General features: G+C 45.0%; 12 protein-coding genes. 10 read left to right on the forward strand and 2 right to left on the reverse strand.

Going from position 1 to position 12,343, the window contains the following annotated elements:
* Positions 1 to 64: 64 nt before the first annotated feature.
* Entirely contained in the window at positions 65 to 2,125 is a 2,061-nt protein-coding gene (locus IT392_05275) for a thioredoxin domain-containing protein (GenBank protein ID MCC6543899.1), read from the reverse strand.
* Positions 2,126 to 2,134: 9 nt separating this feature from the next.
* Positions 2,135 to 3,142 (reverse strand): AI-2E family transporter, encoded by a 1,008-nt coding sequence (locus IT392_05280; protein MCC6543900.1) that lies wholly within the window; start codon positions 3,140 to 3,142, stop codon positions 2,135 to 2,137.
* Between the two features lie 259 nt (positions 3,143 to 3,401).
* Between IT392_05280 and IT392_05285 the strand changes: the two genes are divergently transcribed.
* From IT392_05285 to IT392_05330, 10 genes are all read left to right on the forward strand, one after another.
* A complete protein-coding gene (locus IT392_05285; GenBank protein ID MCC6543901.1) occupies positions 3,402 to 4,751 on the forward strand; it encodes a cytochrome c biogenesis protein ResB in 1,350 nt (449 codons plus the stop codon).
* A 49-nt stretch (positions 4,752 to 4,800) separates the two neighbouring features.
* Positions 4,801 to 5,541: a sulfite exporter TauE/SafE family protein gene (locus tag IT392_05290; GenBank protein MCC6543902.1), complete on the forward strand. Its 741-nt coding sequence runs from the start codon at positions 4,801 to 4,803 to the stop codon at positions 5,539 to 5,541.
* A gap of 90 nt (positions 5,542 to 5,631) precedes the next feature.
* A complete protein-coding gene (locus tag IT392_05295) occupies positions 5,632 to 6,801 on the forward strand; it encodes a geranylgeranyl reductase family protein (protein ID MCC6543903.1) in 1,170 nt (389 codons plus the stop codon).
* A 2-nt stretch (positions 6,802 to 6,803) separates the two neighbouring features.
* Positions 6,804 to 7,484 carry a heme ABC exporter ATP-binding protein CcmA gene (gene ccmA / locus IT392_05300; GenBank protein ID MCC6543904.1) on the forward strand — a complete coding sequence of 227 codons (681 nt, stop codon included), beginning with the start codon at positions 6,804 to 6,806 and terminating at the stop codon, positions 7,482 to 7,484.
* Positions 7,471 to 8,148, forward strand: a complete 678-nt coding sequence (locus tag IT392_05305; protein MCC6543905.1) for a heme exporter protein CcmB — start codon at positions 7,471 to 7,473, stop codon at positions 8,146 to 8,148. Before ccmA ends, IT392_05305 begins: the two co-directional genes overlap by 14 nt.
* Before the next feature lie 5 nt (positions 8,149 to 8,153).
* Positions 8,154 to 8,861: a cytochrome c biogenesis protein CcsA gene (gene ccsA, locus IT392_05310; protein MCC6543906.1), complete on the forward strand. Its 708-nt coding sequence runs from the start codon at positions 8,154 to 8,156 to the stop codon at positions 8,859 to 8,861.
* 8 nt (positions 8,862 to 8,869) lie between these two features.
* Entirely contained in the window at positions 8,870 to 9,376 is a 507-nt protein-coding gene (locus IT392_05315; GenBank protein ID MCC6543907.1) for a cytochrome c maturation protein CcmE, read from the forward strand.
* Complete coding sequence (locus IT392_05320) at positions 9,363 to 9,815, forward strand: cytochrome c maturation protein CcmE (GenBank protein MCC6543908.1); 453 nt, start codon at positions 9,363 to 9,365, stop codon at positions 9,813 to 9,815. Before IT392_05315 ends, IT392_05320 begins: the two co-directional genes overlap by 14 nt.
* 30 nt (positions 9,816 to 9,845) lie before the next feature.
* Positions 9,846 to 11,798 carry a heme lyase CcmF/NrfE family subunit gene (locus IT392_05325; GenBank protein MCC6543909.1) on the forward strand — a complete coding sequence of 651 codons (1,953 nt, stop codon included), beginning with the start codon at positions 9,846 to 9,848 and terminating at the stop codon, positions 11,796 to 11,798.
* Positions 11,798 to 12,343 carry a redoxin domain-containing protein gene (locus IT392_05330; GenBank protein ID MCC6543910.1) on the forward strand — a complete coding sequence of 182 codons (546 nt, stop codon included), beginning with the start codon at positions 11,798 to 11,800 and terminating at the stop codon, positions 12,341 to 12,343. Before IT392_05325 ends, IT392_05330 begins: the two co-directional genes overlap by 1 nt.

Genomic DNA, 12,343 nt, shown 5'->3' on the forward strand with positions numbered 1-12,343 from the left:
TTGTAGCACAATAAGCATAATAGTTGCAACAATAAAATATTATTATGCATAATACCCAACTGCCTCACAAAAACTGCCGGTCTGCCTCTTCAGGTTCTGTAATGGGCTCACTACAAGTAAAATCCTTACATACATAGACAGTGACCATCCCATTCTTTTGACCCTTACCTTTGGAAAACTGAGGCAGGCATTTATTATCTCCGGCTGTCTCATCCACTATATATATGACCATGTCAGGGATATATGCATTACCTATTTTCCTCAGCATCATCTTTGTACTTTCACTGTCTTTATTTCCAACAATCGTAACCTCCGTTGCACCTGCAATACAAAACATGGCAGAGGAAAGTATTGAAGCATAATTGAAGGGGGCTGATTTAGCCTCGTTGTAATAAAGTCGTAAAACCTCTTCCGCCTGTGCCTTATACTCGCTATTGTCTCTGTATGCTGAAAGCCTCAGCAGATTCATGGCGGCAACTCCATTGCCTGATGGTATTGATTGATCAGTGCCTGTTTTAAGCCTGTGAAAAAGCCTGTCAGGATCAGCCTCCGCACTATAGAACCCGCCGTTGTCAGCATCACTGAATATCTCAATCATGGAGTTCGTCAATTCCCCTGCCCATTTCAGATACCTGTCATCAAAGGTTACCTCAAACATATCAATCAGAGCAGATGCAAGAAAAGCATAGTCATCCAGATTGCCATTGATCTTTGCTGCCCCATCCTTCCAGACATGAAGCAGCCTGGCCCCGGGTAACCAGAGATTGGACATTAGAAAATCAACCGATTTCACGGCCGCATCAAGATACTGTCCCCGGCCAGTCGTCCTGAAGGCATCAATAAAGGCCGATATTGCCAGCCCATTCCAGCTTGCCAGGATCTTTGAATCTTTAAAAGGCCTCACTCTGCCCCCTCTGTGTGCGAGGAGTTTTTTCCTGCCTTCCGCAATTATTTTCAGCAGTTCGTCATCCGGCCTGTCGAATTCATGAGCAATGGCCTTGAATCCCCTGTCAATATGCAATATATTCTTTCCGTCATAGTTACCCTCATCCGTTACCCCATAATATCTCATCACAATTTCCTGATCCTTACCAAGGACGGCAACCATCTCGTCCCTGGACCACACATAATATTTCCCTTCATCACCTTCGCTGTCAGCATCCTCGGATGAGTAGAACCCTCCATCAGGATGATACATGTCGCGAAGGAGATATTGAAGGGTCTCTTCAGCAATCCGCAGGTAAAAAGGGTCCCTGGTAACTTTAAAGACATCCAGATAAACCCTTGAAAGTATAGCGTTGTCATACAACATTTTCTCAAAATGAGGAATCAGCCATCTTTCATCAACCGAGTAGCGGTGAAATCCGCCGCCCAGCTGGTCGTATATGCCGCCCTCCGCCATATGGCGCAGTGAGTCTTCTATCACCTCAAGTGCAGGGTTTTCTTTACTTCTTTTGTAGTATTTAAGCAGTAACGATAGCTGTAATCCCCCTGGAAACTTCGGGGCTGAACCAAAGCCGCCATGTGATGGATCATAGTCCCGGAGAATGGTCGCGGCTGCATTTACCACCTCGGAAATATTCATACCATTAACAGCAGACATCTTTTTATTAAGCCTGTTTAACGCCCCCTTCAAATCTTCGATTGTATTTTCCAATGCCCATTTCCTATCCCTGTATGCTTCAGATACTGCGGCAAGGACATCAGGGAACGCCTGCTGTCCATATCTTTCTACAGGCGGAAAGTATGTACCCCCGAAGAATGGCTTCCTCTCTGGTGTGAGAAAGACCGTCAGCGGCCATCCGCCTCCCCTGCCAAGGATTTGTACTGCATACTGATATATTTCATCTATGTCAGGCATCTCTTCCCTGTCAACCTTAATACTCACAAAATCCCTGTTCATTAATTCCGCTATCTCTGCATTCTCGAACGACTCTCTCTCCATTACATGACACCAGTGGCATGCGGAATATCCTATGCTCAGGAGGATTGGTTTACCTTCTGCTTCGGCCTTCTGAAAGGCCTCATCTCCCCACGGATACCAGTCTACTGGATTATGGGCATGTTGAAGAAGATACGGGCTTGTTTCATTGATCAGCCTGTTTGTGTATTTATGTTGAGCCATAGATTGCCTTTATGCCTCCATTCCTGAATATTTCTCAAACAACCTTAACATAAGGGCAAGAAGCAATGGCCCCAGGAAAACCCCTAAAAGACCAAAAGCCGACATGCCCCCGACTATCCCGATAAATGAGAGGACAACATGAAAACCAAGCCTCTTGCTTATAAAATAGGGTCTCAGGATATTATCTATCATACCAACTGCAAGCAGGCCCCATATAATGAGAAAGACCCCTTTACCTATCATACCATAATAGATGAGATAGATGGCAGCAGGACCCCATACAAGGGCAGTCCCTGCAAACGGGATGATCGCCAGGATGAACATGACAGCGCCAAACAGCACCGGCGCAGGAAGACCTGTGATCCAGAAGCCGAATCCACCCAGAACACCCTGCAGCATTGCAGTAAAGATAACACCATATATAACAGCGCTGATGACTCCGCCGGTTTCTCTGACGAACACGTCAATATCTTCAGCCGGTATAAGTGCGGAATTTCTGAGCTTTTCTATGAAACTCTCTCCGTCACGGAAGATAAAATATAATATCATGACAGTAAAAGCCATCTGAAAGATGACAGACAGGGCATTGCCGCCTACAGATCCGGCATAACTGACCAAGACCTTACCAACGTCGTCAACACTTGCTATTAATTTCTGCCTCAAACTGTCGTCATGAAAAGGGATAAGATGTGATAACCGGTTAAGGATCAGAGGCATCTGTGGGTAGATCTTTTCATAAACATTAGTTATCTGTGTCACAAGAGACATCAACAGAAACGCAGAAGGGACAAGAAAAAAAAGGAGCACACCGACGACAGCGATAAGAGAACTCAGCGAACCTCTGCCTCCAAGCCAGTAACGAATCTTTTTATTTACAGGCCAAAAGGTCACTCCTGCAATAGCCGCCCAAATGATAGACTCATAAAACGGCTTAAAGACTTCGTGTGCACCATATAATATGAGGACTACAATGGCAACAAATATTATAAGGGCAATTCTTTTACGGCTTATCTTCACGGAACCTCCTTATGATGTCAAAAGTAGGGTAGCAGATGCAATTTGAAATTACAATTACTTGTCCCGTTGATCCCAGGCATCACAAAAGGTCAAGAATATCCGGAATGATAGGAGGAAAAGACAGGAGACGATATATTCGAGTAATCTCTTATTACAATATTTTGCATCATGTCTCTTTATCTTGACAATAGATATGGCATGGTTTATGCTCCCTTTAATGTTTTCTTTGCTCTATATAAAAGGCGTATAGTATACATACGTGAGGACAATATATAACTTCTTCAGTTCTATCAAATTAGCTATTGCGATCTTTCTCATATTAGCCTCAGGTTCGATTGCAGGGACGCTGATTGAACAGAATTTAAGTCCGGAACAATACATAACACGCTACGGTGAAAATTGGTACAAATGGATACATGCCGTCAGCCTGTCAGATGTTTACCATAGCTGGTGGTTCTCTGGCATGCTTGTTCTTCTTGCAGTAAACCTTGCCGTCTGCTTCTCAAAGAGAGTCCCTTCAATCTGGCGTGCATATTCGTCAGTAGACTGTGATTTTACCCATAATCTTGTCCTGAACTTTAAGCATAACACTATTATTCCATTTCAGGGTGATATGGATGATGCAGGAAGGAAAGTAGAAGCGTCCCTGAAAGGGAGAAAATATAAACTCTGGCTTGGGAAAAAATATGGAAACATCTCCATGTTTGCTTCAAAGGGGGCCATTGGCAGATTGGGACCTGTCATCAGTCATATCAGCATATTCCTTATTCTTATCGGGGCTGCTTTAAGCAGCGCAATAGGTTTCAGAGGCTACATTCCTGTTTTTGAAGGGGTACCTGTACGTGTCCCTGAGGGCAACTTCACTATTATCCTTAACAAATTCTGGATTGACTACTATGAAAATGGTATGATTAAAGATTACTTCAGCAGCCTGTCAATTTTAGATAAAGGGGAAATTGTACTGACCAAGACAATACAGGTAAATGATCCACTGCAGTACAAGGGCTTCCGGTTCTATCAAAGCAGTTACGGAACTGCACGGGACCGCGCAGACAAGCTTTTCATGCGCATCACTGACAGGGAAAATGGAGGCACTGTAGCCGATGCCGCTCTGGATTTCAGAAAGGAAAAAGAAATCAAGGGGACAGACCTGAGATTATATGCAAGTAATTTCACTGGCAATTTTGAATCTGATTCCGGCAACAAAGAAATATTTGCCAAATCTGCCAAATCCGAAGATCATGAAAATCCTGCGGTGCAGATTGATATTTATGAAGGTGGAAAATTAATATCAAGCCCCTGGATATTCTATAAATTCCCTGATATGTTTCCTGTTAAGGGTTCAAAATACAACTTCATCCTTTCAGGTTATACATCACCTCATTATTCCGGCCTTCAGATAGCCAAAGATCCTGGCGTTAACATAGTCTGGGCTGGAAGCGGCCTGCTTATGCTTGGGCTTTATTTATCTTTTTTCATATTTCACTGGAGGATCTGGATCATGATAGAACCATATGAAGAGAACGCCCTGATCTATATAGGTGGAATAGCGAACAAAGATACGCTTGGCTTTGAAAAAGAAATGGAAAGCATATTGAGACATTTATGAAAAACTTTATACTAATTAATTCCGGACAATTTACCAGGGAGGCTAAGTAATGGATTATTCCAATATCTCTATCTTTGTCGCATTTTCAGCAGGCTTTCTTTCTTTTGTTTCTCCCTGTGTCCTACCCCTCGTACCTTCTTTTGTTACCTACATAACAGGTCTGACATTCGAAGATATTACATCTGCCAAAGATAAATCAAAGGTAAGGTATATAACAATCACAAATTCACTTGCCTTCATTGGAGGGTTTTCTTCTGTTTTTGTACTTCTCGGTGCATCAGCAACATTTTTAGGAGAGACATTACTTGCTTATCAGAACATTATTCAGAAAATCGGAGGAGTACTTATCGTACTTTTGGGGCTGTACATAATGGGGGTCATCAAATTAAACTTCCTGTCCTCTCAGAAAAAATTCCATATAGAAAACAAACCAGCCGGATTTATAGGTTCTTTCCTTGTTGGGATGGCATTCGCTGCAGGATGGACACCATGTGTCGGTCCTATATTAGGCTCCATTCTCCTTTATGCAAGTACTACAGGTTCAATGGCAAAGGGGATGGGACTCCTGGCAGTATACTCTCTCGGACTTGGCGTGCCTTTTTTTATTTCAGCCCTGGCCATCAACACATTCATAGCAACCTTTAAGGTTGTGACCCGATACATGAAATGGATAAACATCATTAGCGGGGCCTTCCTGATATTGATAGGTATAATGATATTTACTGACTCTTTTTCATTCATTTCTACATGGTTTCAAAAATATGGAATAGGGTGGAGTATTGAATTATAAAGCCAGGATTAACCAATAATAGATCTGTTTGATTTTTTAATATTAAATATTTGTTTTTTGATTTATAATATTTAAATTTTTATCATCCTTATGCCAAACTACGACGTCATAGTAGCAGGTTCCGGACCTGCCGGTGCCACGACTGCACACAGGCTTGCAAAGGCAGGACTAAGTGTCCTGATCCTTGAAAAGGACGAGCTTCCGAGATACAAACCATGCGGCGGAGGCATTTCTTTAAAGATAAACCGCATCCTTGACATAGATATTAAAGATTTTGTCGAGGCAACGGTCAGCGGCGCCTACTTCAGTTATGGTCAGAAAGAGAGCACCCTGCTTATGTCTGAACAACCGGTGGCGTATATGGTAATGCGCGACAAGCTTGACGCTCACATAACCTATGAAGCTGTAAAGGCGGGGGCATCCCTTCTTACAGGTAAAAAGGTAGAAGGTATTGCTGCTGCAAAAGATGGATATGAGGTCTTTACAAAGAATGAGGTCTTTACATGCCGGTATGTAGTCGGGGCTGATGGCGTCAACGGGGCTGCAAGAAGGTTTATGTATCCAAATACCATTCGTACTATAGCCGCATCAATAGAGGCAGAGATAGAGGTCGAACAGTCTGTCATTGACAAGCATTCCAATTATGTACATATTGATTTCGGGGTCATACCTTATGGTTATGCATGGGTCTTTCCAAAAAAAAACATGTTATCTGTCGGTATAGCCGGATTTAAAGGTGTAGTTAAAAGACCCAAAGATTTTTTTGATAAATTTATTAAAGGACATGACACACTGTCCGGTATAACTGGCTTTAAATATAAAGGATATCCACTGCCGCTATTCAGAAAGCAGCAGGTCCTTACAAAGGGTGGGGTCATACTGACAGGAGATGCAGGTAATCTGGTAGACCCATTTTTTGGCGAGGGGATCTATTATGCCATCAGGAGTGCACAGCTTGCATCTTCCGTTATTTATGACAGTATCCGCAATGGGAGCAGCGATCTCGGCAGATACGATAAGCTTCTGAGCAACGAGTTCTATCCTGAGTTCAGGGCTGCCCAGAAAGTCTCTCTATTCGTTTATTCGTGCCCAAGAATTTGGTATGACATCCTGACAGAGAGGCCTGAGCTCGCAGAAAAATATTTCAATGTCCTGCGCGGCAACAACAGTTATGAAAACTTTTTAAAGGAACTAAAGTCCATCGGCGGCTCACTTGTGAAGACAGCGATCAAGAAGAGCATCGTACGTTTATTTAATTAGTAATGATGAAAGCCATACAGTGTATTTCCATTTCCAAGTCATACCGGCATTACGAGGTACTTAAAGAGATAACCCTTGAAATCAACTCAGGTGAATGCTATGCAATGTTCGGCCCAAATGGGGCAGGAAAAACAACCCTTCTCAGGATACTGGCCACTGTCCACCGTCCTTCAGCCGGTCAATTCTTAATGGCAGGTTACGATGGAGTCCGGGAGAAAATTAAGGTACGGGAGGCCGTCTTCCTTATCGCTCACGGATCATATCTGTATGACGACCTGAATGCTATCGAAAATATCCGCTTTGCCATAGGGCTCCGCGGGAAAAACCGGCCGGACCAGGAGATAAAGCTTGCCCTTGACCGTGTGGGGATTGGCGCCTTCTCAGAACTCAAGACCCGTTACTTTTCTGCAGGGATGAAGAAGCGTTTGTCTATTGCAAAATCAATGCTCACAAACCCAAAGATACTTTTAATGGACGAACCTTACGCCTCTCTGGATGAGAAGGGGCAGCAAATGGTCAATCATTATCTTCGGGAGGTAACAGAATCAGGTGGTACTGTTTTTATGACTACCCACGACCGGGCCAGAACTGCTGAGGTAGCTCACCGGGTCGGTGTCCTCACCCAGGGAAGTCTCAGGGAAATACCGGCACTACAGTTAAAAGAGTCCCATGATATTTTTTAGAGTTATCCGATGGATCGTATGGAAAGACCTTTTAAGTGAGATCAGGAGCCGTGAGAATATCTCATCCATGTTCTTTTTTGCACTCATTATCATCCTGATCTTCAGCTTAAGCCTTTCAATGGATACAGAGATGGTAAAAGAGATGATACCAGGGATCCTCTGGATTGCCTTCAGTTTTACCGGGATCATCGGCCTTGGAAAGTCTTTCCTCGTAGAGACGCAGAACGACTGTATGGAGAACCTGCTGATGGCCCCAATCCCGAAAGGGGCTGTCTACCTTGGGAAACTTCTGGGAAATTTTCTCTTCATGCTGGTGGTCGAGATCATAATCTTTCCCCTGTTCGTTATTTTTTTTAATCTCGACATTTTTGGACAGATCCCCATGATTATGTTAATATGTTTCCTCGGCACACTGGGTCTGGCGGCCATGGGAACCCTGCTATCGGCCATGACGGTTCAAATCAAGGCGCGTGAAGTGATGTTCCCTCTGATGCTCCTCCCCCTCGTTGTTCCGGTGATTATCGGTGCAGTTGAGGCTACAAAGGGGGCAATAAATGCCGACCCGCTGAAACTGTATCAGCAATGGATCCAGTTACTGGCAGTATTCGACCTTGTTTTTCTGATCGTGTCGTACTGGCTGTTTGAATTTATCCTGGAGGATTAGGTATTATGCACAAATTGATAAAATGGATGCGGCGTCTCGAGGGCTGGTTTGGACTTGCCGCAGGCATTTTCTTAATAGTTGGATTGTATATGGCTCTGGTTACATCCCCACCGGATTACTATCAGGGGGAAGTCGTAAGGATCATGTATATTCATGTCCCCTTTGCCCAGACTTCACTCCTTGCTTATCTTGTCCTCTTCATAGGAAGCCTCTGGTATCTTTGGAAGAAGGACCCTGTAGTTGACAATCTCAACCATGCAGCTGCCGGTGTGGGGGCATTTTTCACAATCGGGGAACTGTTAACCGGTTCCATATGGGGGAAACCGGCATGGAATACCTGGTGGACATGGGACGCCCGGCTGACCTCGGCCCTTGTCCTTCTCCTGATCCTGATGGCCTATCTGATGCTTCGTATGTTTATGGATGATCATGTGAAAGAGGCCAGATATGCCGCTATCGTGGCCATTATAGGTTTTGTGGATCTCCCTATTGTCTATTTCTCAGTTGAGTGGTGGAGGACCATTCACCAGCCGCTCTCAGTTTCTCAAAGGGGATTGGCCATCTCACAGGAAATCTTAATACCATTGATTGTCATGACTATCGGATTCTATCTGCTCTTTACGTATATGGTCATGGTCCGGACCAGAATGCTCTATCTGGGACACCTCCTTGAAGCCAAGAAAGGAAGGCTTCTAAGCCAGGCGCACCTATGAGCAGGGGAATGTCTTCGTTCTACATTCGATGGGGGGTTTTACTCCTCGTCACATCCATGATCGCATTTCTGGGGTTCCAAAGATATCAAAGGGATGTGGCCAGTCTGACCCCTGATCAACTATTGGAAAACCCGACACCTGATAAAACAAGGGTAATGGGGATTATCCAGGGAGGTACCCTGACAAGGGAACATGACAGTAACAGGGCTTATTTTCTTCTTCAGGGGGAAAATAAGACATTGCCGGTCAGGTATGAGGGACATGACACTGATACGCTGAGGGATCTCAAAGTCATAGTAGTTACCGGACATATAAATTCCGTTACAGCAGAGTTCGACGGGGAATCTGTTTCACTCATTCCAAATTACGGCTTTGTGACAGTCGCCTATTTGTTAGGTATCCTGCCGACCCTCTTCTTCCTCTTCCTGATGGAGCGAAAACTTCGTCTACTGTATACAGAGGTAAAAGAAGCCAAACTTTATGAACCGGAGGCAATAGACTTTGACAAAGAGTAAAAAAATCGGCATAGGTATTAGCATTCTGATTATTGCCGGGGCTATAGGATATCTGGCTCTGGGGAACTTCGGGGAAAATCTGATCTATTTTTACACCCCGTCGGAAGTCCGCTCCCTCTCCCCTGATTATTACGGAAAAAAAGTGCGTGTAGGCGGGATGGTCGTAAATGGAAGTCTTAAGGTTGTCCCCAATACGCTCCGTATGAACTTTGAGTTGACTGACGGGGCTGAAACGATACCGGTTACATTTGAAGGGGTACCTCCTGATCTGTTCAAAGAAGGGACCGGTGCCGTGGTTGAGGGTTACTGGGATTCCGGCAATGTCTTTAAATCCAACATGATCATGGCCAAGCATTCAGAAGACTACATGCCTATAGAGATGAAACGGGCCGGCGTGGAAATGCCAAAGAAGGACATGATAAAATCGTTGCAACCATAGACAATTTATGACACCATGGAAGTATAAAGTATGATAATAGAAATTGGTTATTTCGCAGTTATTGCTGCACTCGTGGTCTCCATTGCCGGAATTCTCGCTCCATTGATCGGCCTTAAAACAGGAAATCCGGCATGGATCCGGGCCGGACGCCAGGCCGTAACCGCTAATTTTATCCTGATTTCATTAGGATGCGGTTCACTTATATACTCCTTTCTGTTACGTGACTTCTCGGTAAAATATGTTGTCATGAATTCTAACAGCCGGTTGCCGGTCTTTTATACTGTAGCTGCACTGTGGGGTGGACATGAGGGATCTCTCCTTTTCTGGGCATGGATACTGGCTGCCTTCGCAACCCTGGCTGCCTGGATACACTGGAAGTCTCACCCGGAAACCATGCCCTACCTGCTGGCGATTGAGTCATCTCTGACAGTCGGATTTCTGGCGCTAATCATCTTCTTGTCGAGCCCTTTTGAACGCGTCTTTCCAGCCCTTGCCGAGGGGATGGACTTAAACCCCCTGCTTCAGGACCCAGGCATGGTTTTTCATCCCCCGTTTCTTTACCTCGGCTACGTCGGTTTCTCCATACCATTTTCATTTGCCCTGGCGGCCCTGCTTTCCGGCAGGTTGGGAGAAGAATGGATACGTGCAACCCATCGCTGGACCCTATTTTCATGGATCATGTTGACATTCGGGATTATTATGGGAGGCTACTGGGCCTATTATGAATTGGGATGGGGAGGCTACTGGGCCTGGGACCCTGTGGAGAATGCCTCATTTATGCCATGGCTGGTCGGGACGGCATTTCTGCACTCCGTCATGGTGCAGGAGAAACGAAAGATGTTCAAGGTGTGGAACCTCTTTCTGATTATTGTCACCTTCTCTTTATCACTCTTAGGGACTTTTCTTGTCCGAAGCGGCATTCTCTCATCTGTCCATGCATTTGCAAACGATCCGGGACGGGGGGTTTATATCCTGATCTTCATGTCTACAGTGCTTATACTTTCGTTCGGCATTCTTATAATACGTTCTAATAAGCTTAAGGTCAAAATCGAGATGGACTCCGTCATCTCGCGGGAGTCAGCATATCTGTTCAATAACCTGTTTTTTCTGATAGCAACTGCCACTGTCTTCCTCGGGACGCTTTACCCCCTCCTCGTTGACACACTGTACGGGACAAAGGTGACAGTCGGCGCTCCTTACTACAACAAGGTTTTTCTGCCGATTGTTCTGATTATCCTTATACTTATGGGAATAGCCCCGATGATAGCCTGGCGTAAGGCATCAATGGAAAACCTCCGGAAGAACTTCCTGGTTCCAGTGATAGCCGCCCTGGCTGGTACGGTGATCTCCGCCATAATTGGCATCCGGCAGATTTATCCCCTGGCAGCAGCTTTCATCGTCTTTTTTGTCGCGGCAACCATCATATCTGACCTGTATAAAAACAGCTCCTACTGGGCAAGCCACTCCGGGACCAGTCTGCTGACCGGTATTTGGAAGGCATGGTATCATAATCAGAGGCGTTACGGTGGACTGGTAACCCATATAGGTGTCCTGGTGATGATACTCGGGATAATAGGATCATCTGCATACAAATTGGAAAAAACGATTATTTTGAAACCCGGAGATGAGTTTTCACTCGGACACTACTCCTATAAGTTTCAGGGACTCCAGGATGTTCAGGGGATCAACTGGGAGGGTGCGGAGGCCCTTTTCAACGTCTATGAGGGAAATAACTTCATAGCAGAGATGCGGCCTCAAAAAAGGCGTTATTCAGGCGGGTCTCAAATGCCGACCACCGAGGCTGCTATTTATCCTCGTCACATGGGCGATCTCTACCTGTCCATGACTGATATAACGCAGGATGGATGGATCACAGTAATGGCCTTCCAGAACCCCCTGATCCACTGGATATGGTATGGCGGTGGAATAATGGGACTTGGAGTCGTTCTGATTCTCTTCAAGAGAAAAAGGAGGGAATCGTAATGAAAGGGTGGCATGTCGCAACTATAGTTGCGCTCATCGGAATAATCGGGCTCTTTTACGCAGGACTTGGTCGTGATCCAAGAAACATCCCCACTGTCCTTGTTGGAACAGCGGCCCCATCCTTCTCAGGTCCGAATGTACAGAGCGGAGAAATCCTTTCATTTGACTCATACAAAGGAAAGATTATTGTTCTTAATTTCTGGGCCTCCTGGTGTCAGGAATGCCGGCTGGAGCATCAGAACCTGCTGGCAATTAACGGAGAATTCAGGAATTATCCTGACTTTGTAATGCTCGGGATAGATTACCAGGATCAGCCCGGGGACGCTAATGGTTTTCTCAATTCCTTCGGTAGTTCATATCCTCACATAAGGGACATCAAGGGTACCATTGCGATTGATTATGGGGTTTATGGTGTCCCTGAAACGTTTATTATAGACAGCAAGGGGATCATACGTTTCAAATATGTAGGACCAATCATTGGACCGGTCTATTCTCAGGTGACGGAGAAAATCATCCGGCCACTGTTAGAGGGTAAGGAGCTTTAA

Source organism: Nitrospirota bacterium, assembly GCA_020846775.1.
GTDB lineage: Bacteria > Nitrospirota > 9FT-COMBO-42-15 > HDB-SIOI813 > HDB-SIOI813 > RBG-16-43-11.